Origin of the sequence: Agarivorans gilvus, assembly GCF_001420915.1 — a bacterium.
Classification (GTDB): Bacteria; Pseudomonadota; Gammaproteobacteria; order Enterobacterales; family Celerinatantimonadaceae; genus Agarivorans; species Agarivorans gilvus.
In genome coordinates this window covers 3,157,485-3,183,303 of the sequence record NZ_CP013021.1, presented here as the reverse complement: position 1 = coordinate 3,183,303, position 25,819 = coordinate 3,157,485, and the positions used below count along the sequence as shown (strand labels likewise).

The following is a 25,819-nucleotide window of genomic DNA, read 5'->3' as shown; positions in this document are numbered from 1 at the left end:
ATTCTTCAAACGATTTTGTAAAGTATAACGGTTCAGGCCTACTAAAGTTGAGCTTTTTTCTGTCCTTTAGCCATGAAGCGCTGATGTTTTTCCATTCTATCAGCATGTAATTGCTGATATTTTTGCTGCTGCTCAGGAGTCAGTATTTGATAGACCTGTTGCTGAGCGTGCAAATGATTCACCATCATGCTTTGATGACGCTCAGCTTGTTCGGCGATTAGAGCTTGTGCTGCCGCTTCGTCAAACTTAGCCGAACTGATGATCGCCATGCGTTGCTGGTACATTGCTTGCCCACGCTGACCTTGCTGCTTTGGTTGGTCTTGCTGCTTCATTGCACCTTTACCACGGTACTGCTGCATGATGTCTCTCACCTGCGCTTGCTGGGCATCACTTAAGTCCAACTCTTGCATCATTTGCATTTGTGGAAATTCACCACGACCTTGCATGCAACCCGCTTTACCGCCATTACCAGGAGCGGCCATAGCTAGAGGGGCAAATACCATGCTGCCGAATAGCGCGCTAACGATTAACTTGTTCATAATTATTCCTCGACTCGTTGATTCACTATTAGTTTACAAAGCCCAATGCAAACAAATGGCAGCAAAGTGTAAAGCAATGTAAAAGCGGCTATTCAATCACTGTAAAGGCCATGAAGTTTTGTACAATTCAACTATTAACAGTAAATAGTGTGGTACCAGTGAAACTCCTGCTAATTGATGACGACAAAGAGCTAACCGAATTGCTTGGCGAACTGCTAGAGCTAGAAGGCTTTAGCTGCGACATCTGTAACGATGGCCTAAGTGGCCTAAGCAAGCTAGAGCAACAAGCTTATGACTTAGTATTACTCGACGTAATGATGCCGGGTAAAAACGGCTTTGAAGTGCTAAAAGAGCTGCGCAAAGACAGCCAGCAACCGGTATTGATGCTAACTGCTAAGGGTGATGAAATCGACCGCGTACTAGGTTTAGAACTGGGCGCCGATGACTACCTAGGCAAACCTTTCAGTGAAAGAGAATTACTGGCGCGGATCCGAGCCATTTTACGCCGTACTCAAAACGCTAGCCCTAGTGAAAACAACCACACGCTAATTCGCCATCAAGACTTAAGCCTTTCGGTGAGCAAGCAACAAGCGCACTGCGACGGGCAAGAGCTTGAACTCACCAGTACCGAATTACTACTTCTACAGCAACTGCTAGAAAATCCCGGTCAGGTATTAGATAAAGAACAGCTCAACCAAAAGGTCTTAGGCAAACGCCTGCAAGCCTTTGACCGCAGCCTAGATATGCACATTAGCAATCTGCGCAAAAAAATCCCGCCACGCAAAGACCAGCTACCACGGATTAAAACCTTACGCGGCAAAGGCTACATGTGGTTAGAGTGGTAGGTATGAATAGGCTAGTAAACAACCTCTTTGTTAAGATATTTGTCTCGTTCTGGGTGATCTTGGTCATCACTGCTTATATCTCAATTAGCCTGGCTAAGTTAATTAAGGCAGACGACTTTAAAGCCCCAGAGTGGGAGCTCAACAACCTGCAAGAATACGCCGAACGCATCGAACGTAATCCTGAGTTTTTTCTCAACCCCTTACTGCGCCCTCACAAACGTTCGCGTTTAGGCCAAGCTTTCATTGTCGATGCAAACGGCCAAGTGATCAATCAAGCCAATTTAAGCCGGGGCATGCACCGCTTTATTCTAGACCATGCCGATCCTAATAATCCGCGGGTGAGTGTTGATGAAGAGTTTCTGTGGGTCGGTCCCTATCCTATCAAACTCAAAGACCAAGACTACCTACTGTATATTCAGCGCCGCCCACCGCCGGAGCAATTACACTCTATTCGCAAGCTTGGCTTCTCGCCTTGGTTTCTTATTTCAGTATCACTGCTGCTCAGTTTAATATTGTGTGTGCTGCTGACACGGCATATCGTGCAGCCGCTAAAACGCTTGCGCTCGGCCGCCAATAAAGTCTCACTGGGTTACCTAGATACGCAATTGCCAGATATTCAACGCGGTGACGAGATAGGCCAATTGTCTGACAGCCTGCAACGCATGGTCGACACTCTCAGTCAGGCTATTTGCAATCAACAGCGCTTACTCAGTGATATTTCCCATGAGTTACGCTCTCCGCTCACTCGACTCAACATGGCCCTCGCCTTACACAAGAAACGCCAAGAAGTGACTCCTGAAGTGGCGCGAATTGAGCGCGAATCTCAGCGCTTGGCAGAAATGATCAATGCCTTGCTGTCGCTATCGCGCATGCAGGTCAACGCCAAGCAGCAGCAAACCAAGTTCGATGACGTAATCGCCGACCTGATCAACAACTGTGAATTTGAAGCCGAGCAACTCAATAAGCAATTTAACGCCGACTACCCGAAACAACTCAGTTTGGTGTGTTATCCGCAGTTACTCAGTTCGGCCATAGAAAATGTCTGCCGCAACGCCCTGAAATATGCCGACAGCAAAGTTAGGCTAAGCGCAAAAGTAGAAGATAAACAATTAGTCATAGTGATACTGGACGATGGTCCAGGCCTTGCCGACAGCGAGCTTAACAGTATTTTTCGCCCCTTCTACCGCTGCGGCGAAGCTCGCGATAGAGACAGCGGTGGCGTGGGTTTAGGCTTGGCTATTGCCGAATCGGCGGTGCGCCAACATGGCGGCAGCATTAGTGCTAAAAATCATTCGTTGAAAGGGCTAGAAGTCAGCCTGCGCTTACCACTACAATAGCGCTTTTTAGCCAACTGGATAAGCCATGATCAACATCGTGCTCTACGAGCCAGAAATTCCGCAAAATACTGGCGCCATCATTCGTTTAGCGGCCAACAGTGGTTGTAGCCTGCACCTCATCGAACCCTTAGGTTTTGCGTGGGACGATAAAAAGGTAAAGCGCGCAGGCTTAGACTATCACGAGTTTGCAGAAGTGAAACGCCACGCCAACTATCAAGCCTTCTTAGACAGCGAGCAGCCCAAACGTCTGCTGGCTTGCACCACCAAGGGCAGCGGCTTTCATAGCGATTTCGGTTTTGCCGACGGCGACTATTTAATGTTTGGCCCAGAAACACGCGGCCTGCCAGATCAGGTACTCAATGAAATCGACGGCCAATTTCGCTTACGAATTCCTATGCTAGCCAATAGCCGCAGCATGAACCTATCCAATGCCGTCTCGGTATTTGTTTACGAAGCTTGGCGCCAGCTAGGCTACCCCGACGGCGTATAACGGCTTAAGCCGCCTTAAACCAACGCTGTTGGTTTAAGGCGCGCCAATACACCCAGCCTAAACTCAGCCCACGCAGGGCCATAAAGCCCGTCATGGCTAACCATAGCGCATGATTGCCCCAACTTTGGGTGAACCACCATAGCGGAAAGAAGCCAGCAAAGCTGGCCAGCAACATCGAATTACGCATAATTCGGCCTTCGGAAGTAGCGATAAAGACCCCGTCCAAAATGAAGCACCATACCGATACCAAGGGCAATACCACCATCCAAGCTAAATAATTATCGGCGGTCTCGCGGATCAGCGGAATATCGGTGAGCAAGGCCACCAACTGCTCGCCCAATAAACCAAATATCAAACTAAAACTGACTCCGGCCACCAGCGCCAACTGCAAGCAGCGCTTAATGGTATCCACAAATAAGGCGCGGTCATTTCTGCCCTTAGCCTTACCGGCCAAGGCTTCTACCGCGTAGGCCAGCCCATCCAAGGCAAAGGAAACAAACATCAAAAAATTAAGCAGCACCGCATTGGCAGCCACAATGTTGTCGCCCAAACGCGAACCCTGAAAAGTAATAAAGGCAAAGCAGGCTTGCAAGGCCAGAGAGCGTAAGAAAATATCGCGGTTAAGGCTAAACAGCGCCGCTAAATGCAACTTGCTTACTCCTCGCCAACACTGGGCCAAACTGGGAAGCTGCTGAAAACGCGCCAAAAACTGACGGCGCGCTAAATACAGCCCGAGCAGCAAACCGAAGTAGTCGGCCACCACCGTGGCCAGCGCCACTCCTTGCACTTTCCAGTCAAAACCCACCACAAACAACAGGTCGAGGCCAATATTCAGGCTATTGCTAAACATTAATAACAGCATCGAGGCCCGCGCATTTTGCATGCCCAGTAACCAGCCTAATACCACCAAATTAAGTAAGGCCGCGGGAGCGCCCCAAATGCGCGTCGAAAAATACTCGGCAGCGTAGTACTGCACAGGCTCACTGCCGCCAGCCAAGGCCATGGCTAAGTGCAAAATCGGTTGTTGCAGCAACAATAGCGCCAAGCCCAACAGCACAGCGATGCCGGCCGAATTAACCCCGGTGCGAATTAAGGCTTGCGGATCGTTGGCACCAAAGGCTTGGGCGCTCAAACCCGTGGTAGACATGCGTAAAAAGCCACATAACCAGTAGACTAAGGCTATCACCATCGAGCCCAGTGCCACGCCCGCTAAATAATGGGCATGCTCCAAGTGGCCAATCACTGCGGTATCAACTAGACCCAATAGGGGAATGGTAATATTGGATAGGATCATCGGCACGGCGATAGCAGCAATCGCCGAAAAGCGGGAAGCAGACATGAAAATCCAACTTAAAAAGGATAGCGAGAGTGTAAAAGCTGCTTACCCTCTCGGCAATAGCAAAAGCTTACAACAGCGCAAACAACCAGTGGTCGGCTAACAAGGCAACAAATAACAGCATTAAATACACTATTGAATAGCCAAATAAACGCATCGCATCGCGCTGATTATCCCCTCCATAAAGTCGCCAAGCCAACCAGATAAAGCGCGCATTCAGCGCACAACTTAAGCCTAAGTAGAGCAAACCACTCATACCCACTAAGAAGGGCAACCACGCCACCACAAACAGTAATAGCGAATACAGCAAAACCAACTGCTTGGTAAAACGGATCCCGTGGGTCACCGGCAACATTGGAATATTGACCTTGGCGTACTCATCGCGACGAGCAATCGCTAAGGCCCAAAAGTGTGGTGGCGTCCAAGTGAAAATTAACATCACCAATAACAGCGGCTCGGCCGATACGCTGTTATTTACCGCCGTCCAACCCAGCAAGGGCGGCATCGCCCCCGCCAAACCACCAATCACAATGTTTTGTGGTGTGGCCCGCTTTAGCCACAGGGTATAAATTACCGCATAACCCACCAAACTGGCCGCAGTTAACCAAGCCGTTAAAGGGTTAACCCAAAGATACAGCAAGCCAAAACCCGCTAACGATAACAACGACGCCCATAGCACCGCCTGCCAATTGGCCACCGCGCCACTGGGTAAGGGCCGCTTATGGGTTCGCGCCATCGCCGCATCGGCTTCGCTATCAATATAGTGGTTAAAGGCCGCCGCGCCGCCGGCCATCAAAGCAATACCTAAATTGCCCAAGAGCAGGGCTTGCCACGGAGGCAAACCCGAGGTGGCCAAACAAGCACCCACCACCGAGGTTAATACGATAAGCGCCACCACCTTGGGTTTAGTGAGCTTATACAGCGCCCGCCAGTTAACTCGCCAGCGTAGAGACTTGGGCAGATTAAGCGTGTTCAACTTTGCCATAGGGCATCTCCTTATCGTGACTCATCGGCACAGTGCTGCCAAGCTGATAGTGGGCTAACACCAAGCTCAGCATGGCTAACAGCAACAGGGCTGCGCCTAAATTGTGGGCCACCGCCACTGCCAGCGGCACCTGCCATAGTACGTTTGCCACCCCAAGGCTAATTGGCAGAACAACAGTAGCAACATCCACGAAGCGCGTGCCCGTTGAATACTGCTATGGCGACGCTGGATATGGCTTAGCGCCAACAAAAATAAATACACGGCGGTAAAGCCCGCCCATATACGATGGGTAACATGAATGGTTTGCCGTTGCTGATGCTCCAATACGCCAAATTCATAGCCTTCGCTATGCGGTTCCGGTAGCGGATGAAAAGCATCTAAGCGGTAATTTTCAGTCCAAGGCTCATGACACAAAGGCAAACCCTGACAAGCAATCGCCGAGTAGTTAGCCGAGGTCCATCCGCCTAGGGCAATTTGCAGCAGCAATACCGCTAAACCGCCCCACAACCAAGGCGCCGCTTGTTGGGTGGCTTGCAAGGGCCGCCGCTGCAACAGCCACCAGCTAAACAATAAGGCCAGCATGGCAAAGCCACCCAACAAATGGCCCATGACCACCAAAGGCATTAGGTTTAAGGTTACGGTTAACATGCCTAAGGTCGCCTGAAAAACAATTAACAGCACTGCCGCTGCAGCCAGCAAACGCTGCTGTTTACGGCGAAACGCCACTACCGCCAGCCCCACCACCAGCAGGCCCAAACTGCCAGCAAAGTAGCGGTGAATCATTTCATTCCACGCCTTGTGTGGTACTAAGGGGCGTTCGGGAAACGCTTTGGCTGCATGCTCAATATGCTCGGCCTGCTGAGGCACTGCCAAGCGGCCATAACAACCCGGCCAGTCTGGGCAGCCTAAGCCAGCATCGGTTAAACGGGTATAAGCACCTAAACCAATTACCACTATGGCAAGTAAAATGGCCGCGACTAATCCTTTTTGCATATCCATCCCTTGTTCGCTATTGAAACCGAGAGTTTTTAATTAATTTTTTTAAGTCGGTGATCAGCCCTTTAATCTGCTGATCGCCCAAACTTGGCTGATAAGCCAAAATCACCCATCCGGTGGGATCTACCAGCAACCACTGCTGGCTATAAGCACTAAATTGTTGGCTATTGCTCAAGCTAAGTTGCGTGAGTGAGGCTTCACTAAGCAGCTCGGGCTCCTTTGCTGGAGTTAAGGCCATCCGCAAAGTTTTTTGTTTGGCGATGCCCAGCGCCAGCCAAGCATTATTTAACTTGGCAAGATTCTGCTGACACAGCGCCGTGCATTCGCCATCCACCACTTGAGCTATCGACCACTTGCCCAGTGGGTAATTATCCAATTGCAATGGTGGCTCAAGCCACTGGCCATGGCTTAAGGCGCCCGGCTGATACCAATCCAGTTTTAACACTAACCAGGCCAATAACAGTGGCAGTAAAAAGGTCGCCGCCAATAAGACCATGGTTTTTTGCTGACTCTTCATGCACTCTCCTTATTGCGACTACGCCAACAGAAATAAATGGTTAAGCCGCTGGCTACTATGGCCATCAATAACCATTGCAAGGCATAGGCTTGATGCTTGTGCGGCGGCATAGCTACCAATTGTTCGGAACTAAACTGCAACTGGCTATCTAAAACAAAGGGTAACAGTTCTACCTGCCAATGAGCGGCTAAACCGGCAAGGTCGATTTGCTGCACCCGCAAGCCCTGCGGCAGGCTCTCTAACCAATGTTGTTTATCTAGCAGTAAGCTGTGACTGATTTGGCGAAGCCGGTACTGCTGCGGCAAATTTTCAGTACGCGGCGCTTCCGGTAATTGCCCACGAGACATGGGTGCGGGCTGCCAGCCTAAACGCACCAAGACCTTCCCCTGTGGGGTAGCGGCCAGCGTAAATACGTCGTAACCCACTCGGCCGTTTTGGATTTGATTGTCTAGCCACAGCAGTTGGTTTAAGGCTTGGATCTGGCTCACCTCAACTCGTTGAAAGGCTTTGGGTCCTTCGCTCAAGGCTGCCTGTAAACTGCTTGCTTGCTGCGAGAGCTGCAGATATTGCTCAAGCAATTGCTGTTTTTGCTCAGCCCGTTGCCATTGCCATAATGAAAGCTTGACCATTAGCGCTATCAAGGCAACCATTAACAATACAAACAGCCATAAGCGGTATGAAACTGGCTTTCTATCAATACATTGTGAGGTTTTCGCTATGGCCATAAAAATACTGCTCGCCGTGTTAATCCTATTTGTTTTTGCCAATATGTTGTTTGCGCTACGGGTGATGCTTAAAGGCGGCGACAAGCCAATGAGCTACTATCTGGGTCGCCGACTTATCTTTAGCTGTTTAGTGATTTTGCTGATCCTCGCTGCCATGGCTCTGGGCTTTATTCAACCCAACCCTCGCCCCTATTAAGGGTGGCGGGCTACAGCACATAAACAAACACAAACAGACATAGCCACACCACGTCTACAAAGTGCCAATACCAACTCGAAGCCATAAAGCCAAAGTGCTTATCGGCACTGAAGTGCCCCTTCAAGATCCGCAAAAACATAATGCTTAGCATCACCGCTCCCAGCGTCACATGCAGGCCATGAAAGCCGGTGAGCAAGAAGAAGGTATTGCCATAAATACCGGAATCTAAACGCAGCCCCATTTCCTGATAGGCATGTACATATTCTTCCACTTGAAAGAACAGAAAGGAGAAGCCCAATACCAGGGTGATGGCTAGCCACAACTTAAGCGTACTGCGCCGTTCCTTTTCCAAACTCACGTGGGCAAAGTGCAAAGTAATCGAAGAAACCACCAAAATCAGCGTATTCAGTAAGGGCAAACCGTACCAGCCCATGGCTTCGGTGGTAGTGCCTGCGGGCGTTTTTACTAAGGGCCACACCGCTTCAAACTCTGGCCAAAGCACCATGCCCGTCATTTCATTATTGCCTGCGCCGCCCAGCCAGGGCACGGCGATCATCCGTGCATAAAACAGTGCTCCAAAGAAGGCCCCAAAAAACATCACTTCAGAGAAAATGAACCAGCTCATGCCTTGGCGAAACGAACGATCCATTTGCGCGCTGTATAGGCCATCCATGCTTTCTTGGATCACATTGCCAAACCAGCCAAACATCATGCTGACTATCACCACGAAACCGCAGGATAAAATCCACAGGCCGTAGCTTTGCTCACTATCAATTTGTTGTACGCTTAAACCCGCGCCCATGGCGATAAGGAATAAACCCACTGCGCCCACAATTGGCCAAATACTTTGAGCGGGTACGTAATATTTTTCATAAGGCTGCGTCATTGCTCAGCTCTCCATTAGCACTTAACTGTGCTGTTGCTGTGTTCTTATCAACTGGCTGTTCCTCTACAGCAAATAAGGTATAAGCCAAGGTTAAAGTGGTAATGTCTTTGGGTAACGCTGGGTCTACGTAAAACAACAAGGGCATCTCTTGCTGCTGACCAGGCTCCAGTGTTTGCTGCTCGAAGCAGAAACAGCTCACCTTTTGCAAATGATTAGCCGCCAAACCGGGGCTTACCGAGGGCACCGCCTGCACGGTGCCACGCTGGCCGCTTAGATTGCTGGCACTAAAGTTAACCTTTAGGGTTTCGCCGGGGTGCACTGTTACATGGCTTTGCTGCGGGCCAAATTGCCAATTCAGTGCGCGCGGCACATAACTAATAAACTCCACGGTAATGCTACGCTGTTGGTCTACGCCAAGGCTGGCTTCGCTGGCTTGCTTGGCGGTTTTGCCGTTAATCCCGGTGACCTTGCAAAATACGTCGTACAAGGGCACCAAGGCGAAACCAAAGCCAAACATGGCCACCACCACCAGCAGCAGCCTTAGCACCAAGCGACGATGGCCAGCCATGTTATTTCACCTCTGGCGGCGTAGAGAAGCTGTGATAAGGTGCCGGCGAAGGCAAGGCATCCCACTCTAAGCCTTCAGAGCCCTCCCAAGGCTTCGCCGGAGCAGGCTCACCACTGCGAATGCACTTGATCACCATGTACAAAAAGATGAACTGCGATAGGCCAAAGGCGAAGCCGCCAATACTCACAATCGCATTCACGTCGGCAAATTGCAGCGCATAGTCGGGAATACGCCGCGGCATACCACTCAAGCCCAAGAAGTGCATCGGGAAGAACAAGACATTCACCGAAATTAGCGAGCACCAGAAGTGCAAGCGCCCTAGCCCTTCGTCATACATTTTGCCGGTCCACTTGGGTAGCCAGTAATAGGCGGCCGCCATAATCGAGAATACCGCGCCGGTGACTAATACATAGTGGAAGTGCGCCACCACAAAATAGGTATCGTGATACTGAAAATCCACCGGCGTTATCGCCAGCATCAAGCCAGAGAAGCCGCCAATGGTGAACAGAACGATGAAGGCAATGGCGAACAACATCGGCGTTTCAAAGGTAATCGAACCGCGCCACATGGTGGCCACCCAGTTAAACACTTTCACCCCCGTGGGCACCGAGATCAGCATGGTGCAATACATGAAAAACAACTCGGCCTGCACCGGCATACCGGTAGTAAACATGTGATGCGCCCAAACTAAAAAGCTCAAGCCCGCAATCGACGCGGTGGCGTAGACCATCGACGAATAACCAAACAGCTTCTTACGTGAAAAGGCCGGAATAATCGCCGAGATAATGCCAAAAGACGGCAAGATCATGATGTACACTTCGGGATGGCCAAAGAACCAGAAAATATGCTGGAACAAGACCGGGTCGCCCCCTCCCGCCGCATCAAAAAACGAGGTGCCAAAATACTTGTCGGTGAGCACCATGGTCACCGCCCCCGCCAATACCGGCATTACCGCAATTAACAAAAACGCAGTGATAAACCAAGTCCAGACAAACAATGGCAACTTCATGTATGTCATGCCGGGAGCCCGCAAGTTCATAATGGTCACGATCACATTAATTGCGCCCATGATCGAGCTTATACCCATGATGTGAATGGCAAACACAAACAAAGCGGTACTGTCTGGGCTGTATTTGGTGGATAGCGGAGCGTAGAAAGTCCAACCGAAGTTAGGGCCGCCACCTTCCATAAACAGTGAGGCCAATAACATGCTAAAGGCAAAGGGGAGGATCCAAAAGCTCCAGTTATTCATGCGTGGTAGCGCCATATCGGGCGCGCCGATCATCATCGGAATTAACCAGTTGGCAAGGCCAGTAAAGGCCGGCATCACCGCACCAAATACCATGATTAAGCCGTGCACGGTGGTCATTTGGTTAAAGAAGTTGGGGTCGACTAACTGTAAACCCGGTTGAAATAGCTCGGCGCGAATGACCATGGCCATTGCACCGCCCACAATAAACATGGTGAAACTAAACCATAAGTACATCGAACCAATGTCTTTATGGTTAGTAGTGAGTACCCAGCGCATTAATCCGCGTGGGGCATGGTGGTGTTCTTCGTGCTCTGCGTGAAGCTCGCTCATCGTGCTCATTCCCTATCTCCCTACTGCGCTGCGTTCTGCACGGCCACCACATCCTTGGCCTGCACTAAATCACCGGTATCATTGCCCCAAGCATTCCGCTCGTAGCTAATCACCGCAGCCAGTTCTTTTAAACCTAACTGCTTGCCAAAGGCCTGCATCGCCGTTCCCGGTACACCATTCACCACCACATCTATGTGTTGGCTCACTGCCCCGGTGGCAATTGGGCTGTCTTTTAAGGCCGGAAATACCCCCGGTAAACCTTCACCGTTAGGCTGGTGACACGCCGCACAAGATTTCAGATACACTTTTTCGCCCAGCTCCATTAGCTCAGCTTGGTCCATGGTCATGGCTACCAGCTCTTGCTCGGCAGCTTGTTTAGCCAGATAGGCCGCCTCTTGCTCGGCCAACCAGCTAGCGTATTCATCCTCAGGCTTGGCAATCACCACAATCGGCATGAAGCCATGGTCCTTACCGCATAACTCGGCACATTGACCGCGGTAAATGCCGGGTTTGTCGATACGCGTCCATGCCTCGTTAATAAAGCCGGGGTTGGCATCTTTTTTCACCGCAAAATCCGGCACCCACCAAGAATGGATCACGTCTTCCGAGGTCATTAAGAAGCGCACCTTTTTACCCACCGGCAATACCAAGGGGTGGTCCACCTCCAGCAAATAGTTGTCGCGTTTTTTTAGCTTGCCCTTCACCTGTTCCATGTCTGAAGCCAAGACACTGTAAAACTCTAAGTCGTGCTCAAAGTACTTGTAATGCCACTTCCACTGGGAGCCGGTGACTTGAATGGTGAGATCGGCATCGGATGGGTCTTCCATCGCTAGCAAGGTTTTAGTAGCGGGTATCGCCATACCAATCAAAATAAGGAAAGGAATAATGGTCCAAATAATTTCGACCTTAGTACTCTCGTGAAACTGGGCTGGCACCGCGCCTTTCGATTTACGATGATGGAAAATCGCCCAAAACATGGCACTAAACACCAAAATGCCAATCACACAGCAAATATAAAAAATCGTCATGTGAAGGTCGTAAACCTGCTCACTAATGGCAGTTACACCCGGGCGTAAATTAAATGACATTTCCTGCGCCAATGCAGGAAACGAACAGCATGCCAGCACTAATAGCTGAATCCCTCGGCTCACAGCGCTCTCCTTTGCAGTAGCCAAAAGCAGTGCTCGTAAACTCAACAAGCCCTGCCAAGTAAGGGGAAGGTCCCCACCAAAGCAATAAGCTGCAACCACTAAATACAACCCACAGTATATAAATTAAGCGTTAAGTTAAGGATTTGTAAATATATTGTTGTTAATTTTGTTGTTTAAGGTGAAAGATGTGATGTTAACGACAAAAGCCCAAATCAAAGGATTTGGGCTTAAAATGGGAGGGAACTATTTGAAAAAAGGACTTACATCCAGTCTGCCGTGCGGATAATGCCCACCGCCAAACCTTCAATATCCATGCTCTGATACTCAAGATCGACCTCAATAGTCGACAGTTCTTCGTTCTCGGGATGCAGATAAACCATTTTACCCTTACGCTCAAAGCGCTTCACGGTAACGTCATCGTCTAAACGCGCTACAACCACTTGCCCGTTTAGAGCGGTATTAGTTTTATGCACAGCCAGTAAGTCACCGTCCATAATGCCAATGTCTTTCATACTCATGCCCTGTACCCGTAGTAGGTAATCGGCATGGGGGTGAAACAGGTTGGCGTCTACCGCGTAGTGCGACTCGACATGTTGCTGGGCTAAAATTGGCTCACCCGCCGCCACCTGACCAATTAAGGGCAGGCCGCTCTCTTCTTCCACTGGGCTAGGCTCTTGATTAGCCCCTTCCGGCAAGTATTGCTCGCTAATACGAATGCCACGAGACGCGCCGGGGATCATCTCAATCGCCCCTTTTTTAGCTAAGGCACGCAAGTGCTCTTCAGCGGCATTAGCCGAGCGAAAGCCCAACTCTTTAGCAATTTCTGCACGAGTTGGCGGCATGCCGGTTTCAGCAATGTTGCGACGAATTAATTCAAAAACTTCTGTCTGGCGAGGTGTTAAGGGCTTCATAGTCTACCTGTAAGTTTATACAGCACACTGTTAGTATATACAGCATAGCGCATGACGCAAGGTTTAATATGAAATCAAGCAGTTGTGTGTAGATTTCAGTTTCATTGAAATGCTTTCCGCTACTTTGAAACTACACTCCATTTCTCGGATGCCCATCACAAATAAGTAGAGATTGGGGTAAAGACGGATACGAAGAGTTTAGCTAACTCGCTTTGAGGCATAAGTTACGTAGTGTAAAAGCACTATTTGGTAACGCCCGCTTAAGTGGTGAGCAACACTACCACGACACTCAATTATTACACCGTAAAAACAAAAGCCAAGCCAAATCAAACCAAAACCGCCGAACGTTGCGAATCCGTCTTAAAGCGTTTGCTAGTATTCAAGCTAGCGACTTATCTTGCCAAAACTCATACTGCACTGCCATTTCATCAATTCTCGTTCCATTGATTTGCTGAAGAGAAAAAAGCATTGCGTAATTAAATTTATCAAGTGAACTACAAACTTGCGGGCTCATGTATGCAATAATTTTATTTTTTTGTACAACATAATGAGTAGATTCATAATTCTTAATTTTTGAGTGATTTTCTATATATTTTAGGCTAGCTCTTACTCCGCTCCACATAGAGTAAAGTTTATGGTGACTTTGGTTAAGTCCCCAAATTAAACTGAGATCCATCTGTGATATATCATCCACATTTTTCTCGTTTAATAGGCTAAGCAAGAATTGACGCAATGTAAGTTCACCTTCAATCTTTTTATCCAGTTCATAATTTAACTGAGTCAAATAATCACTTAACTCTTTTTCTTGCAAACTGACAAGATGTTGCCGATGTTGTAAAACTTGAAGATAAATTTGGACGCACAATACGGTCAAAGTAAGCAGTGCAAGTATCGGAGTATAAACGCCTCCAATATATCCACCTAAGTCAGACCACTCCGAAGGGGATTGCCACAGACCAAACCCAAATTGAAAGGTATATGCAGCCATCGGTAGTACCAAAATTACCGAAACAACAATGATCAACAACTTTTGATTCACTCGATACTCCTTTTGAATACTAACAGTGAATTACCCGGGCTTCTCATTAAACCCCAGCCATTTTTACCTAGGTAAAACTCATTCCAAGTAAAATTAATTAATAATGACAATAACTTACCAGCAAAAATCGAAGTTTCACAGCGCTTATTGACAAAAGACAAAGCGAGAATAGATTTACCGCGCCAGATTTTGGCGCGGTAAATTTAATGGCATCACAACAAAACTCGTAAATTCATCAAGTTATAAAAATAGGCAAGAACGTTTCACACCCTCGACAGTCAAGATTGCGCTTTTCAATCCCTTCATCTTCGCCGAGTAGCGTAAGTGAACAAGGGAGATAAGTTGAAGTCTGTTTGAGCGTAGCGAGTTACTTCAACTTTCGAAGGTGAATAGTGCTAAAGCAATATTGTTTGCCCCCTCGGAAGGGAGAAAGTAACCATTGTGTTGACCGCCAAACTTAGCCACCAGCGGGATCCACATTTTCGCATATTCTTCGAATTCTTTAATCTTTTTAGGATCGATGACATACCTGACATAACAAGTAATCATGAGTATTAATCCTTCTCATAATGTGAGTTTATGGGAGACGCCAAACCGGTAGAACTGGCTAGCGTTTTCTTGATTGCCTTAAGACTTCAGCCACGACTGAAAGGCAGGCTTGAGATCTTTTACGTCTTGATACAGCCATACCATTCGATCGACGAACCAAGTCTTAGTAAACATTAACCAAGCTGTACTCAGAATCATTAAGGCAAAGTCCATTGCATACAGACTATAAAACCAAAACGGTAAACCCACTATCTGTAGCAAGACTATCTTTTTACAGGCTCGCAAATGATGTTCAGGAATAAGACCTTCATTCTTGTAATGCAGGTAGACGCGCTCACCAAAAGTGCCCATCGATGCCCAGTTATTAGTGGTTTTGGGCGCAGCAAATAGCCTTGGATTTAACCACGTCCATAAGCTCACTAGCATTAGTGCCGCCAAAGTCCACCATCCTAATAGCTCTCTTGTGGCCAAGGCGATGGTAAACAAAGGCAAGATTGAAAAGCGGGAATAAACGCTCAAAGGATTCGAATGTCGTTGCCATGAACTTTCATCCATTGACATAAGCCTTTCGGATAGTTTCAAAATATCCATTGTTGCTCCTGAGTATCCACGTTGCATATCCTTATGCCAGTCAAGTTGCGTAATGTCGTTTAGCTACAAACATTCGCCTTGTTGAATAGGGAACCTAGCTAAAATTTAGCGACTGATAACCAAGTCGTATATTAAACGCCTTTTTCCATAAACATTTGCTTGTAAGATTTAGTTTGCAGTGCGTCTTTGCTTAGACCAAATTGCAGCGCTAAGGCTTCTATTTGCGACTTATAAATTGATAACTTCGCTTCGTCGTCCGTCATGATGGCAAATTCGGCAAAATCACCGATACCTTCTAAGGAGTCCACCGTGATATGAAACTCTCCAACAAAGTAAATGCTGCGCGTTTTATGCGCTTTTAGCACCACTTCAAAACCCATGGTTTTTAGCATGCTCTTGGCATTTGAGACATCTTTGATATCGGTGGCTTCACACCGCTCTGGTTCAGGCCCCTTTACAATCCATAACTTGATGCCTGAAGGCTCCATCTTACGAATACAGATACTTATATTATCAGCTTCTAACGAGCGATTGGGCCGATCAAAATACCAATCGCTTTCGCTATTATCTTGAAGCATAACTTCATGAGGGATACCACTTAGTGTATTCAAGAACTGTGCTTTTGAGGGTAAGCGGTATTTAAGCTCTACTTCATATTTTCCTTGGAAGTGGGAGTGATTCATATGCGATACCAACTAAAAAATAAGATACTAACACAGCTAGACTGGTGCAGAACATCACCAGCGCCATTTACCAACAACAAGAAACAAACGCCCCTATACAACCCGTTAATTAAGCACAAAGTAAAAACAAATGGCTCGGCGAGTTTGCTCCCCGTTGCAGATTTGTTAGCTAGCTATTTCCAATACCATTGGAACATCAATTATACCGTTTTGCTGTCTAATGCCGTCGATACGTTGGAAGCCAAAATGTTCATAAACATGCTCAGCATTCACCGCCGAATTAACCGTAAAACGCCCCGGATTCCCATTGGTTAAAGCTTCGGCCTTAACCGCTTCCCACAACCTACGAGACAAGCCTTGGCCCTGATAACTATCGTCAACAAATAGGTGGTACAGATGTGAATAGTCACGAATACCAGCCACCCCAACGATGTCTTCATCAGCAGTGGCTGCAACAATATAAAAGTAATTGCCGGACAAATAAGCGCCTACATTTTCTGCAGACATTGAAGTGAGTAGGATATGACGTGCAGACTCAGCGAAACTCGGACACACGTATTTTTCCGTTAGCGATAAAATCAACTGACTAATTGCCGCAGCATCACTGCTCGTCGCTTTTCTTAAATGAATACTCATCATTAATCCTATTTACTGCCCCAACTGCCCCAACTGCCAAACGCGCTTAAACCTCTGGTCTTTAGGCCACTTTAAAACAATCGCCAGGCTAAAGCAGCCTGCTAATGCAGATTACCGACGTCAGTAGCAAGTAACTGGTACGATTGTTGATAGAGTAAACGCTAGCCTTGTTGATTTTCTTAAGCAGCAGCGCAACGACTTATCTCCAAGCCAAGCATTTGGCGGTATTTCGATTCAATTTAACCCTTCACCCAGCATCAACATTGATGCCGACAATCGAACAATGTATTGATTGCAACAAAAGGAATCGACACCGTGGTAGCACAAGACAACCAACTATGGCTTGCGATGTGGAAGAATCAACAGACTGATTTTCATCAGCCGTTGGTTAACCGACACCTACAAGAGTATTGGCATCGGCTTAAGGTTCCTAACATGGGGCGGGTATTGGTGCCCTTGTGTGGCAAAAGTAACGATTTACTGTGGCTAGCAGCACGTGGTTTTGAGGTGATAGGTATAGAATTGAGTTCACTCGCGGTGAAGGCATTTTTTAAAGAAAACCAACTAAAGCCGAAGAAGACCCGCTCGGGCCACTTTACCATATGGCGTCACGGACGGATCCGGATCCTTTGCGGCGATATATTTCTCTTAAAACACACTCATTTAGGCCAGATTGATGCGGTATATGATAGAGCCGCGCTTACCGCCTTAGCCGAACCCGCAAGAAAGCAGTATGTGAGAAAGCTGTTGTCGTTAATGCCCTTGCTCAAACCCATACTGCTATTAACCACCGAAGATGTAGACCCGCTGCGAACTCAAGATTCAGCCGCCTTGGTAGACCAAGAGATCTTTGATTTATTCTCGCCACACTTTGCCATAGCAGTAAGCTATGGTGACGCTTACCCAGTGGCATTTTCCCCCGCCACGGTAAATAAAGTCTATCAAATGAAACGACTCACTGCCGCCACTGACTAAGGGGTCGAGCCGCTATAAACAGCAGCGCTTGGCTTTGCTATTGGTAGACTTTCACCACATTGCGCCCCGAGTTTTTGGCCAAATATAGGGCTTTGTCGGCATGATCTAATAAGGCCTGCAGAGACTTTTCTTGGTTTAAGCAGGCTAAACCTATGCTCACCGTTAAGGAGATTGATTTTTCTTTCACCATCAGCGGCGCGTCGCTGATGGCCAGACGAATGTTGTTAGCTAATTCAATCGCTTTATCTTGGTCTACTTTTGGCAGGATCGCTGCAAACTCTTCACCGCCAAGTCGAGCAAACAAGTCGGTAGCACGAATATTGTCTTGGCAAATCTTAGCAAAATGCTGCAAGGCGAGATCTCCCACAGCATGCCCATGTGTATCGTTAATTAACTTAAAATGATCCAAGTCGAACACGATTAGACACAAGCTATGTTTTTGCAATAATTGTAGCTGAAACTCTTTCTTACCCAAGGTCATAAAGTAACGGCGGTTAGCGGCATTAGTTAGAGGGTCAGTGGTGGCCGCTTCAAACAATTCTTCTTGATACTGAGCCCGGTGCCTAAAATCTTTATTTAACAACAACCTAGCCAAAACCACAGTAATAATTAAAAAAGCCAATAAAATCACTATCATATAAGGAGCGACTCGGTTCATTATATGAGGGCTAGACCAATAGATAGTGGCGATGTTACTAGCGGGTAAAAAGCCTTCTAATGACATTGAATCATCATATTCACCCGCTGCAACTAAGCTAAGCTTGGGCAGCCGAAAACGCTCAGCTAATACTGCGAGATAGGTGTCGTCGATAGCTTGTGCCAATACCAGATGCGCACCATCGACTACCACTCCATCGTTTTCGCGACGATAAGGTTCTACCCCGACTAAAAAGACTTGGCCATCGGCCTCACTAAAAAACGCCTTTGCTTGATAGGCTGGACTGGCTGGTTCACTCCCCCTTAAGCGCTCTAAAATGGCTGAAGAATAAATATTTTGCGGGTTAAGCTCTAAACACTCTCGCTGAGCATGCAACTGTACTTGTTTATCGCTGGTAATCGTGGCGATGTAAGTAAGGTTGTAGGTGGGTAGCAGGTAATCTTGATAATTATCCTCAATCCATTGCGGATTGGGTACTGCTAAAACATTGGTATAGGCGTCATCCCAATAAGAATAATCGATGGTTAGCTTATGCAGATGCTCCTTCTCTATAGCAAGGGCAATACTTACTCGAGTGTGCACATCTTTCATGGCGTTATCGTCTAATACACTAAGAAAATACACCATTAAGCAGGCGATCAAAGCCATCATGGTAATGATCAGAGCAGTAATAGCCGAAATAACCGAATTAGCTGAGAAGTACCGTTTTTTTAACATACCAGCGCCTAAAATGACGATTCACTACTATGATAGACCACAAGCAAGACGCTATAAGCGAAGGATTAAATTCTATGAAGTGGAATAATTATCTTGCTGAACTTGGTTTATAGCCCAGCCCAAAAACTTAACCGCCCGTGCAAACAACCAGACAACTTGCCACGTCCTAGTGATACGGCTGCGGCACCGATTAAGATCTTAAGCTTGCTTGTCGAAACCATTTACGGTTGTGCCCCGACCTAGTCTTTATTCTATGTCTTAACTAAAAATTTGCCATTACCCATCATAGAATCGCAGGGTAAATCTTTAATAAGTAAAACTAATCAGCTAACTCACAATAATGGTGGTGCTCGCCGCGACTTGGCGATGATGCCGCCAAGCCAACATCACTAGCGCCAACATAAACAATCCTACAGTGACAGGCTCACTCACCTGACTGGCCTCGGCCACAATCAATACGGGGTTAATGTCTATCCAATAGTAGTCATTTAAACTTTGCACTAAGGGACTATTAAAAATCCTAGTGACTTCAGCGGGAGTAATCAGTGTTTGCTTGTTCAAGAAGGGGTTCATTAGGTAGGCACCGGAGAGATGAGGCAGACCTAAATTATGCCCCAGTTCGTGGGCCAACAGTTCGCCACCATAGGGGCCCGCCGCGTAACTGGATTCCACCACAAAATCGTTACCAAAATATTCACCACAGCCCACAATACTGCTAGAGATCTGTCCTCCACAGGCACTAATACTATCTACGAAATAAAAATTCACTACATTGGCAGGACCAACATGCTGGCTGAATATTTGGCTTATCTCAGCATCGCTACTGATGTCCAGCAACTCAGGAAAAACCAGCTCGGTGGCACTACCAATACGAATGTCTATCGGCCGCTCGCCGAAATTTGCTTGTGAGTAAATCGCATCTAGCTCTGCCTCATTGCTGGTAATAAAAGCCGCTTGAGCAGAAGCCACCAGCCACAATGCGCAAAACAAAACACGTTTAATAAACCAAGACATGGTGAATTCCTTTTCTTATTCGAAGCTAATGCCGAGACCAATAGTACTTTAACAGTAGCAGTAGATCTTAGGAACTCTGGTTTTACCAGCTTCCCCGCGAAGGCCTAAATAGTTTAATATGAGCGCGTTTGACACTGGCTAGCTTGCATCAAATCAAAGCCAAATTTGATTAAATCTGCTACCCTAAGCCCTGTATTCATTAACCACCATAAGCTCTTTGAGATGTTATCATTACCCACTCCAATATTGGCTGTATTACGCTCTGTAATTGGCTTTTTTATTCGTGGCAAATTCGTTCCAGAAAATCCGGTTGCTGAGTTTAACTTAGATTTATCACAAGCGGTTTTCTATGTTATTCCTCGCGATTCGCTCGCCGATGTACTCACTTTGCAGCTCGCCTGTAAAGAACTAGGTCTACCGGATCCACTTGAGCCTGCTATTTTCGCCGGAGAGAGCCATCAACGAGTGGCCTTTTTAACAGACAAAAATGGTGAAACCCTTGAGGCCACGGTAGAACAGTTTACTGCCGCATTAAGCTTGCACCGCAAAGATGAAAGCCATAACGCCCAACTCATTCCAGTTAAACTGTTTTGGGACCGCTACCCCGGTCGTGAAAGCGTTGATGATCTAGTCAGTGGTAAAAAACCCCGTCCTGCAGGCATGCTTAAAAAAACTTGGCAGGTTATTTTTAAAGGCCGCGAAAATCTAGTGCGCTTCAGCCAACCAGTATCCTTAAAAGAAATGGCACAGCGACAAGGCTCGGACAAACGCATTGGTCATAAACTGGCACGTGTGGCGCGGATCCACTTTAGCCGCATGCAAATGATCGCCACGGGGCCTAAATTGCCTAACCGTCGCCATATGTTTGAGCAACTGTTAGCTTCACCCACCATTCGCAGAGCCATTCAAGAAGAAGCCAAGGCCAAAAACAGCAGCCCTGAGCAAGCCAAGCAAAACGCCTTAAAATACCTTGAAGAAATAGCTGCCGATTTCTCTTACCGCAATTTACGTATGGCCGATGCCCTATTAAGTTGGGTATGGAATAAAATCTATTCAGGGATTGAAGTCAACCACGCCGAACGCGTTCGACAATTGGCTCAAGAAGGCCACGAGATTGTTTACGCCCCCTGTCACCGCAGCCACATGGACTACCTGCTGCTTTCTTATGTTTTGTATCACCAAGGCATGGTGCCACCGCATATTGCAGCGGGGGTTAACCTGAACTTTTGGCCAGCAGGTCCATTCTTCCGCCGCTCTGGCGCCTTTTTTATTCGCCGTAGCTTCAAGGGTAACAAGCTCTACTCCACGGTATTTAGAGAGTATTTAAGCCAACTATTCAGCCGTGGCTATTCGGTGGAATACTTCACCGAAGGTGGCCGCAGCCGCACTGGTCGCTTACTGCCCCCAAAAACCGGCATGTTAGCCATGACCGTGCAAGCCATGTTGCGCGGCCTAGAGCGCCCAGTGACCATTGTGCCTGTGTATTTTGGCTACGAGCATGTGATGGAAGTAGGCACTTACTACAAAGAACTAAAAGGTAAGGCCAAAGATAAAGAGTCTTTATTCTCCTTGTTTGGCATGCTGCGTAAGCTACGTAACTTTGGCCACGGCTATGTTAATTTCGGTGAGCCAATCAACGTCAACCACCGCTTAAATCAACTGGCTCCAGACTGGCGAGAGCCCATAGAAGAAGGCAGTAAACCTCATTGGTTAGTGCCCGCTGTGAACGATATTTCGCTCCAACTGATGGAAAATATTAACAGCGCTGCCGCCGTTAATGGTCTGTGTTTAAGCGCCAGTATTTTATTGGCTGCCGAAAACCGCGCCATGCCCAGAAAACAGCTCGCCAAGCAAATGGACTTATGCCTAAGCCTAATTAAAAATGTTCCTTACAGTGAGCATGTTACGGTGCCAGATTTAGATGCCGAGGCGCTAATCGACCAAGCACTGAGCTTAGATAAGTTTCAAACTAACAGTGATTATCTGGGTGAGATCATCGGCTTAGATGAAAAACAACAAGTCTTGATGAACTTCTACCGCAACAACATCATTCACCTGCTGATCATGCCTGCCTTTATTGCCAGCGCTTTACTGCAACACCGCAGCATTAGCCGAGAGCAGCTATTAACACTCATAGAACAGCTCTACCCCTTACTAAAAGGCGAACTATTTTTACGGTATAACAGCGATGAGATTAGCGAATTGGTGGAGCGCTACTTAGCCGAATTTGTCGCCTTGAAGCTGATCAGTGAAAATGGTGATTGCTTTAGAATAGATAAGCACCGCCGCGGCCGCTTGTTATTGCTGGCCCAACTGGCCCAGGAAAGTCTGCACCGCTATGCAGTGGTTGCCGCCTTGCTAGCCAATCGCCCACACCTAGAGCGTGCGCAACTAGAGAAACAAGCGCTAGCTGGAGCCCAGCGCTTGGCGCAAATGCATCACATTGATGCGCCAGAGTACTACGACAAACGCATTACCAGTAACTTATTGACGCTGATGCGGGAACAAGGCTATCAAGAGAGTAACGCAGCGCAGCAGCTATTCGCTCAGCTGTCGCCACTCTTAGCCGACGGCGTTTACGACTCGATTATCGCACTACTCGATTTAGAATCTTAACTAGCCGACCACGCCAGCCATGCATAATGGCTGGCGATTCCCACAAAAATCACCAAGCCCACATAGTTATTGTTTAAGAAGGCCTGAAAGCAAGCTTCACGCTGGCGATACCTGATTAACTTCTGCTGATATACAAACAGTGCGGCAGCCGCTAATAAAGCAAGGTCAAACAGCAGACCCAACTGCTTAATATAAGCCATGGCCGCAAAACAGACTAAACATGCTAACTGCAATAAACCCACGATCAACTTGTCGAAACGGCCAAATAAAATTGCCGTAGACTTAATCCCTATTTTTAGATCGTCATCGCGGTCCACCATCGCGTATTTAGTGTCGTAAGCGATGGTCCAAGTCACGTTAATCACTACCAATAGCCATGCTTCGGCTGGCACTCTGCCAGTTTGCGCAGCATAAGCCATGGGAATACACCAGCTAAAGGCCAGCCCCAAAAACAACTGCGGTAAATGCGTCACCCGTTTCATAAAAGGGTACAGTGCGGCCAAACCCAAGGCCACAAACGATAACTGAATAGTTAAACCGTTTTGAGTTAATACCAGTAAAAACGACAACACCACCAAAGCGGCAAACAGCGATAGCGCTTGAGTCTCGCTCACTATGCCCGCCGCTAAAGGGCGCTGCGCCGTGCGCTTAACATGCCCATCAACCTTGCGGTCAGCATAATCGTTAATCACACAACCGGCCGAACGCATTAAAAACACCCCTATTACAAATACCAGCAGCACCGACAAATCAGGCACCCCTTCGGCGGCTAGCCACAGCGCCCACAGCGCGGGCCACAATAGCAATAAAGTGCCAATAGGTTTGTCGGCACGCATTAACTGCCAATAAGGACGAAAACTAGCTAGCTGCAACACCAGGATCTCCTCGATACGCTGCACAATCTGGTAGAAATATTTCGGCGACTAACAAAGGTGCGTTAGCCAACAGAAAACGCGAACGCCGCCCCCACAAAGGCTGGGATGAGTCGGCATATTGGTAAATCGACGACGCCGCAGCAATTTGGCATAGCTCGATACTTTGGCGCTGCCCTTGACCAGTAAACAATAACTCACCCAAGGGCTTATCGGCCAATTGACTCACCGCAGCCGCATCGCCTTCTAAAGAGCTTTGCGGAATAATACTGCGGGCAAATACCCAATTCACGCCATCACAACACAATAAGACTTCCCTCACCCAATAGGGTCCAGCACAAGCGAGGGCTAATTGTTCGTGTGGAGCAATCTCACTAAAGCCTTCATACAACACCTTGATGCTGAACTGCTGACAGTGCTCGCGCAAACGGGCGGTTAAAGAACCGGGGTATTGCAGCCAGTCCGCCAAAACCGGAGAAGGAAAAACAAAATGTTGCGGCGCTTGCCAATTGCCATCGGCCCCGCAGGGCTGAGAATAGTTAATAGTCACGCATATCCACGGCTAAGAATAGTGGCTTCATTATCAGGTAAATAGCCATTTAATGTAAACCGTTGTCAAGCAGAGCAGCGAGCTTACCTTGCCGATAAAACATTCACTGTAAAGAATATTTCCAGCGACTAACTTGACCTACCGCCCACTAAGGGAAACAATAAAGCTAAGACTATAAAGGAAAAAGTCATATGAAATTTGTTTACCGCTGGCTAGTTTGTTTGAGCTTAAGTTTGCCACTGCTGGCGCACAGCCAAGAAGCCACCAATCCCAATTTTGCTTATTTTGGTTTTGAGCCAGATATTATTACCAACTACATCAGTACCGGTAAAAAATTAGGTTATGTACGATTGACTGCCGAGGTAATGGTGGAAGACCAAAGCGACCTCAGCAGCATTGAGCATCATGCCCCGTTGATCCGCGATACTATTATCGAAATTTTAGGCAGACAAAGCGAAGATGATATTAAGTCGTTGAATGGACGAGAAACCATTCGCCAAATGTGTGAAGAGGCGATTAACGATTTACTAGTACAAGAAACCGGCAAGAAGCTGGTTCGCAAACTGCTGTTTACCAAGTATATCTACCAGTAAAAAACCAAGGCCCATCGAAGATGGGCCTTGTTACTCAAACAGCTTTGCTTTTATCCGTGGTCACAAACCTATCCAATAAAGCCTGTGCACAACCCACAAATAAACCAAATAAATGCGCTAGGTTAGCCGTAGATGGCCCCACTACATCCATAAAACCAATCACCAACCATACCAACATAAAACCGACTATCGCCGGATTCAACTGTAAGCCGGTTTGTGGGCGCAGCCAGCCAGTAAACCAACAGTAGCCCAACAAGGCATACACCACACCCGATAAGCCACCAAAGAAGGGGCCGGTTGCCAACAGTTGTGCCACATTGGGGATCACCGCCGCCACGATAGTAATCAGTAGCAATTTAGAGCTGCCCAACTGGCGCTCAATTTCACCGCCCAACTGCCACCACCATAAGCCGTTAAAAGCGATATGAATAATCGAAAAATGCAGAAAGATAGGACTAATCACTCGCCAAAAGTCTGCCGAAAGTAGCATGCTTAAATCAGGCGGAATGGTGAGGTTGAGGATCAAACTGCGTTCAAAGCCCATCTGCATCAAGGCAAAAATTACTGCGGAAATGGCTAATACAGCTAGTGTTACCGGGCCAGCGTGAGCCAGAAAGGCACTTTTCACCATACCCTTACCACCGTAAGAAAATGTCGCTTTACGGCTGTCGGCCACCTTCCAAGAAGCAGCCGAGTATTTAGCATCACTAGGGTTGGCTAAAAACTGTTGGAGTTCATATTCGGCTTTTTCTAGGTGCTGCTCATCCATCAATATCACCACCACGCCTTGCTCGGCAGGAGCAAGCTGACACTCGATGTTGAGCACCGCCATGTAATCGACAAAGGCCTGGGCGACCCTGGGATTATTAATAACAACTAGATGTTTCACTCGGCCTCACCAGATTCAATTGGCGCAACACTGCGCCAAGCTTCAAAGCCACCTTGCAGGCTATAAACTTCTTCAAAGCCTTGTTGCAGCAAATATTGGGCGGCACCTTGGCTAGATATGCCGTGGTAGCACATCACAATCAACGGCGTATCGAACTCGGTTTCGGTAAGCAAACGGTTGAGGCTGCCATCATTAAGATGAAAGGCATTCACTGGGTGAGCTTGGGCAAATGACTGCGGGTCTCGCATGTCTAGCAATACCGCGCCTTGCTCAGCCATTTTCTGTTGCGCGCCAGTTACATCAATTTGTTCAAACTGTTCCATCATCGTATTTACCACCTAGATTTTTCGACCACTTTAACTGGTTTAAGCGA

28 protein-coding genes and 2 pseudogenes are annotated in these 25,819 nt (G+C 47.6%); 7 read left to right on the top strand and 23 right to left on the bottom strand.

Annotation, left to right across the window (positions count from 1 at the left end):
* Window positions 1–41: 41 nt before the first annotated feature.
* Window positions 42–539, bottom strand: coding sequence for a Spy/CpxP family protein refolding chaperone (locus tag AR383_RS14985; protein ID WP_055733863.1), 498 nt, complete (start codon window positions 537–539; stop codon window positions 42–44).
* 110 nt (window positions 540–649) lie between these two features.
* Here AR383_RS14985 and AR383_RS14980 point away from each other — a divergent pair, with 110 nt between their 5' ends.
* From AR383_RS14980 to trmL, 3 genes are read left to right on the top strand one after another with little or no spacing between them, the layout of a single operon-like run.
* Window positions 650–1,384 (top strand): response regulator, encoded by a 735-nt coding sequence (locus AR383_RS14980; protein ID WP_055733862.1) that lies wholly within the window; start codon window positions 650–652, stop codon window positions 1,382–1,384.
* A gap of 2 nt (window positions 1,385–1,386) precedes the next feature.
* Entirely contained in the window at window positions 1,387–2,721 is a 1,335-nt protein-coding gene (locus AR383_RS14975; RefSeq protein WP_055733861.1) for an ATP-binding protein, read from the top strand.
* A 25-nt stretch (window positions 2,722–2,746) separates the two neighbouring features.
* Window positions 2,747–3,211 (top strand): tRNA (uridine(34)/cytosine(34)/5-carboxymethylaminomethyluridine(34)-2'-O)-methyltransferase TrmL, encoded by a 465-nt coding sequence (gene trmL / locus AR383_RS14970; RefSeq protein WP_055733860.1) that lies wholly within the window; start codon window positions 2,747–2,749, stop codon window positions 3,209–3,211.
* Between the two features lie 4 nt (window positions 3,212–3,215).
* On the opposite strand, the gene dinF is transcribed toward trmL, so the two are convergent.
* The 6 genes and pseudogenes from dinF to AR383_RS14945 all read right to left on the bottom strand — a co-directional run bounded on the left by dinF (window position 3,216) and on the right by AR383_RS14945 (window position 7,770).
* Window positions 3,216–4,550 carry an MATE family efflux transporter DinF gene (gene dinF, locus AR383_RS14965; protein ID WP_055733859.1) on the bottom strand — a complete coding sequence of 445 codons (1,335 nt, stop codon included), beginning with the start codon at window positions 4,548–4,550 and terminating at the stop codon, window positions 3,216–3,218.
* A 67-nt stretch (window positions 4,551–4,617) separates the two neighbouring features.
* Window positions 4,618–5,532: a heme o synthase gene (cyoE, locus tag AR383_RS14960; protein ID WP_055733858.1), complete on the bottom strand. Its 915-nt coding sequence runs from the start codon at window positions 5,530–5,532 to the stop codon at window positions 4,618–4,620.
* Complete coding sequence (locus tag AR383_RS22585) at window positions 5,510–5,644, bottom strand: hypothetical protein (protein WP_335338406.1); 135 nt, start codon at window positions 5,642–5,644, stop codon at window positions 5,510–5,512. Before AR383_RS22585 ends, cyoE begins: the two co-directional genes overlap by 23 nt.
* 21 nt (window positions 5,645–5,665) lie before the next feature.
* Window positions 5,666–6,525, bottom strand: a pseudogene (locus AR383_RS14955) (COX15/CtaA family protein); the annotation flags it as partial.
* A 16-nt stretch (window positions 6,526–6,541) separates the two neighbouring features.
* Window positions 6,542–7,045, bottom strand: a complete 504-nt coding sequence (locus AR383_RS14950; protein WP_055733857.1) for a hypothetical protein — start codon at window positions 7,043–7,045, stop codon at window positions 6,542–6,544.
* On the bottom strand, window positions 7,042–7,770 hold the full coding sequence (locus AR383_RS14945; RefSeq protein WP_055733856.1) for an SURF1 family protein: 729 nt from the start codon (window positions 7,768–7,770) through the stop codon (window positions 7,042–7,044). Before AR383_RS14945 ends, AR383_RS14950 begins: the two co-directional genes overlap by 4 nt.
* Between AR383_RS14945 and AR383_RS14940 the strand changes: the two genes are divergently transcribed.
* Window positions 7,763–7,966 carry a DUF2909 domain-containing protein gene (locus AR383_RS14940; protein ID WP_055733855.1) on the top strand — a complete coding sequence of 68 codons (204 nt, stop codon included), beginning with the start codon at window positions 7,763–7,765 and terminating at the stop codon, window positions 7,964–7,966. The genes AR383_RS14945 and AR383_RS14940 overlap by 8 nt on opposite strands.
* A gap of 10 nt (window positions 7,967–7,976) precedes the next feature.
* Here the strand turns inward: AR383_RS14940 and AR383_RS14935 are convergent, their stop codons facing one another.
* The 10 genes and pseudogenes from AR383_RS14935 to AR383_RS14890 all read right to left on the bottom strand — a co-directional run bounded on the left by AR383_RS14935 (window position 7,977) and on the right by AR383_RS14890 (window position 16,565).
* The gene (locus AR383_RS14935; protein WP_055733854.1) at window positions 7,977–8,852 is read right to left on the bottom strand and encodes a cytochrome c oxidase subunit 3; all 876 of its coding nucleotides are present in this window, start codon (window positions 8,850–8,852) and stop codon (window positions 7,977–7,979) included.
* Complete coding sequence (locus AR383_RS14930) at window positions 8,836–9,420, bottom strand: cytochrome c oxidase assembly protein (protein WP_055733853.1); 585 nt, start codon at window positions 9,418–9,420, stop codon at window positions 8,836–8,838. The genes AR383_RS14935 and AR383_RS14930 overlap by 17 nt, the downstream gene beginning before the upstream one ends.
* A 1-nt stretch (window position 9,421) precedes the next feature.
* Window positions 9,422–11,011 carry a cytochrome c oxidase subunit I gene (ctaD, locus tag AR383_RS14925; protein ID WP_055733852.1) on the bottom strand — a complete coding sequence of 530 codons (1,590 nt, stop codon included), beginning with the start codon at window positions 11,009–11,011 and terminating at the stop codon, window positions 9,422–9,424.
* 11 nt (window positions 11,012–11,022) lie between these two features.
* Window positions 11,023–12,090, bottom strand: a complete 1,068-nt coding sequence (gene coxB / locus AR383_RS14920; RefSeq protein WP_083481763.1) for a cytochrome c oxidase subunit II — start codon at window positions 12,088–12,090, stop codon at window positions 11,023–11,025.
* 323 nt (window positions 12,091–12,413) lie between these two features.
* A complete protein-coding gene (gene lexA, locus AR383_RS14915; RefSeq protein ID WP_055733850.1) occupies window positions 12,414–13,064 on the bottom strand; it encodes a transcriptional repressor LexA in 651 nt (216 codons plus the stop codon).
* Between the two features lie 379 nt (window positions 13,065–13,443).
* Window positions 13,444–14,103, bottom strand: coding sequence for a hypothetical protein (locus AR383_RS14910; RefSeq protein ID WP_055733849.1), 660 nt, complete (start codon window positions 14,101–14,103; stop codon window positions 13,444–13,446).
* Between the two features lie 375 nt (window positions 14,104–14,478).
* Window positions 14,479–14,652 (bottom strand): annotated as a pseudogene (locus tag AR383_RS14905) (NIPSNAP family protein); the annotation flags it as partial.
* 78 nt (window positions 14,653–14,730) lie between these two features.
* Window positions 14,731–15,207, bottom strand: a complete 477-nt coding sequence (locus AR383_RS14900; protein ID WP_198150158.1) for a DUF6653 family protein — start codon at window positions 15,205–15,207, stop codon at window positions 14,731–14,733.
* 167 nt (window positions 15,208–15,374) lie between these two features.
* The gene (cyaB, locus tag AR383_RS14895; RefSeq protein ID WP_055733847.1) at window positions 15,375–15,926 is read right to left on the bottom strand and encodes a class IV adenylate cyclase; all 552 of its coding nucleotides are present in this window, start codon (window positions 15,924–15,926) and stop codon (window positions 15,375–15,377) included.
* Window positions 15,927–16,091: 165 nt separating this feature from the next.
* On the bottom strand, window positions 16,092–16,565 hold the full coding sequence (locus tag AR383_RS14890; protein WP_232304749.1) for a GNAT family N-acetyltransferase: 474 nt from the start codon (window positions 16,563–16,565) through the stop codon (window positions 16,092–16,094).
* Window positions 16,566–16,877: 312 nt separating this feature from the next.
* On the opposite strand from AR383_RS14890, the gene AR383_RS14885 reads away from it, so the two are divergent.
* A complete protein-coding gene (locus AR383_RS14885) occupies window positions 16,878–17,537 on the top strand; it encodes a thiopurine S-methyltransferase (RefSeq protein WP_055733845.1) in 660 nt (219 codons plus the stop codon).
* A gap of 37 nt (window positions 17,538–17,574) precedes the next feature.
* Here the strand turns inward: AR383_RS14885 and AR383_RS14880 are convergent, their stop codons facing one another.
* Both AR383_RS14880 and AR383_RS14875 read right to left on the bottom strand, forming a co-directional pair.
* Window positions 17,575–18,912, bottom strand: coding sequence for a sensor domain-containing diguanylate cyclase (locus tag AR383_RS14880; protein ID WP_055733844.1), 1,338 nt, complete (start codon window positions 18,910–18,912; stop codon window positions 17,575–17,577).
* Between the two features lie 327 nt (window positions 18,913–19,239).
* Window positions 19,240–19,926 carry a zinc metalloprotease gene (locus tag AR383_RS14875; protein ID WP_055733843.1) on the bottom strand — a complete coding sequence of 229 codons (687 nt, stop codon included), beginning with the start codon at window positions 19,924–19,926 and terminating at the stop codon, window positions 19,240–19,242.
* 222 nt (window positions 19,927–20,148) lie between these two features.
* Here AR383_RS14875 and plsB point away from each other — a divergent pair, with 222 nt between their 5' ends.
* The gene (gene plsB / locus AR383_RS14870) at window positions 20,149–22,542 is read left to right on the top strand and encodes a glycerol-3-phosphate 1-O-acyltransferase PlsB (RefSeq protein WP_055735065.1); all 2,394 of its coding nucleotides are present in this window, start codon (window positions 20,149–20,151) and stop codon (window positions 22,540–22,542) included.
* On the opposite strand, the gene ubiA is transcribed toward plsB, so the two are convergent.
* Entirely contained in the window at window positions 22,539–23,378 is an 840-nt protein-coding gene (gene ubiA / locus AR383_RS14865; RefSeq protein ID WP_055735064.1) for a 4-hydroxybenzoate octaprenyltransferase, read from the bottom strand. The two genes, plsB and ubiA, sit on opposite strands and share 4 nt — an antisense overlap.
* A gap of 22 nt (window positions 23,379–23,400) precedes the next feature.
* Window positions 23,401–23,964, bottom strand: a complete 564-nt coding sequence (locus AR383_RS14860) for a chorismate--pyruvate lyase family protein (protein ID WP_055733842.1) — start codon at window positions 23,962–23,964, stop codon at window positions 23,401–23,403.
* Window positions 23,965–24,155: 191 nt separating this feature from the next.
* Between AR383_RS14860 and AR383_RS14855 the strand changes: the two genes are divergently transcribed.
* Window positions 24,156–24,557, top strand: coding sequence for a flagellar basal body-associated protein FliL (locus tag AR383_RS14855; protein ID WP_055733841.1), 402 nt, complete (start codon window positions 24,156–24,158; stop codon window positions 24,555–24,557).
* A 34-nt stretch (window positions 24,558–24,591) separates the two neighbouring features.
* Here AR383_RS14855 and glpG read toward each other — a convergent pair whose 3' ends face one another.
* Window positions 24,592–25,446, bottom strand: a complete 855-nt coding sequence (gene glpG / locus AR383_RS14850; protein ID WP_157051754.1) for a rhomboid family intramembrane serine protease GlpG — start codon at window positions 25,444–25,446, stop codon at window positions 24,592–24,594.
* Window positions 25,443–25,769: a thiosulfate sulfurtransferase GlpE gene (gene glpE / locus AR383_RS14845; RefSeq protein WP_055735062.1), complete on the bottom strand. Its 327-nt coding sequence runs from the start codon at window positions 25,767–25,769 to the stop codon at window positions 25,443–25,445. The genes glpG and glpE overlap by 4 nt, the downstream gene beginning before the upstream one ends.
* Window positions 25,770–25,819 lie beyond the last annotated feature (50 nt).

Coding starts and splice junctions, on each gene's coding strand:
- AR383_RS14975 (WP_055733861.1), top strand. CDS start 1,387: ATGAATAGGCTAGTAAACAACCTCTTTGTTAAGATATTTGTCTCGTTC.
- ctaD (WP_055733852.1), bottom strand. CDS start 11,011: ATGAGCACGATGAGCGAGCTTCACGCAGAGCACGAAGAACACCACCAT.
- AR383_RS14880 (WP_055733844.1), bottom strand. CDS start 18,912: ATGTTAAAAAAACGGTACTTCTCAGCTAATTCGGTTATTTCGGCTATT.
- dinF (WP_055733859.1), bottom strand. CDS start 4,550: ATGTCTGCTTCCCGCTTTTCGGCGATTGCTGCTATCGCCGTGCCGATG.
- AR383_RS14890 (WP_232304749.1), bottom strand. CDS start 16,565: ATGATGAGTATTCATTTAAGAAAAGCGACGAGCAGTGATGCTGCGGCA.
- AR383_RS14940 (WP_055733855.1), top strand. CDS start 7,763: ATGGCCATAAAAATACTGCTCGCCGTGTTAATCCTATTTGTTTTTGCC.
- ubiA (WP_055735064.1), bottom strand. CDS start 23,378: ATGCGTGCCGACAAACCTATTGGCACTTTATTGCTATTGTGGCCCGCG.
- cyoE (WP_055733858.1), bottom strand. CDS start 5,532: ATGGCAAAGTTGAACACGCTTAATCTGCCCAAGTCTCTACGCTGGCGA.
- AR383_RS14980 (WP_055733862.1), top strand. CDS start 650: ATGAAGTTTTGTACAATTCAACTATTAACAGTAAATAGTGTGGTACCA.
- glpE (WP_055735062.1), bottom strand. CDS start 25,769: ATGGAACAGTTTGAACAAATTGATGTAACTGGCGCGCAACAGAAAATG.
- AR383_RS14945 (WP_055733856.1), bottom strand. CDS start 7,770: ATGGCCATAGCGAAAACCTCACAATGTATTGATAGAAAGCCAGTTTCA.
- trmL (WP_055733860.1), top strand. CDS start 2,747: ATGATCAACATCGTGCTCTACGAGCCAGAAATTCCGCAAAATACTGGC.
- AR383_RS14950 (WP_055733857.1), bottom strand. CDS start 7,045: ATGAAGAGTCAGCAAAAAACCATGGTCTTATTGGCGGCGACCTTTTTA.
- AR383_RS14900 (WP_198150158.1), bottom strand. CDS start 15,207: ATGGATGAAAGTTCATGGCAACGACATTCGAATCCTTTGAGCGTTTAT.
- AR383_RS14855 (WP_055733841.1), top strand. CDS start 24,156: ATGAAATTTGTTTACCGCTGGCTAGTTTGTTTGAGCTTAAGTTTGCCA.
- coxB (WP_083481763.1), bottom strand. CDS start 12,090: ATGTCATTTAATTTACGCCCGGGTGTAACTGCCATTAGTGAGCAGGTT.
- cyaB (WP_055733847.1), bottom strand. CDS start 15,926: ATGAATCACTCCCACTTCCAAGGAAAATATGAAGTAGAGCTTAAATAC.
- AR383_RS14985 (WP_055733863.1), bottom strand. CDS start 539: ATGAACAAGTTAATCGTTAGCGCGCTATTCGGCAGCATGGTATTTGCC.
- plsB (WP_055735065.1), top strand. CDS start 20,149: ATGTTATCATTACCCACTCCAATATTGGCTGTATTACGCTCTGTAATT.
- AR383_RS14875 (WP_055733843.1), bottom strand. CDS start 19,926: ATGTCTTGGTTTATTAAACGTGTTTTGTTTTGCGCATTGTGGCTGGTG.
- AR383_RS14930 (WP_055733853.1), bottom strand. CDS start 9,420: ATGGCTGGCCATCGTCGCTTGGTGCTAAGGCTGCTGCTGGTGGTGGTG.
- AR383_RS14935 (WP_055733854.1), bottom strand. CDS start 8,852: ATGACGCAGCCTTATGAAAAATATTACGTACCCGCTCAAAGTATTTGG.
- lexA (WP_055733850.1), bottom strand. CDS start 13,064: ATGAAGCCCTTAACACCTCGCCAGACAGAAGTTTTTGAATTAATTCGT.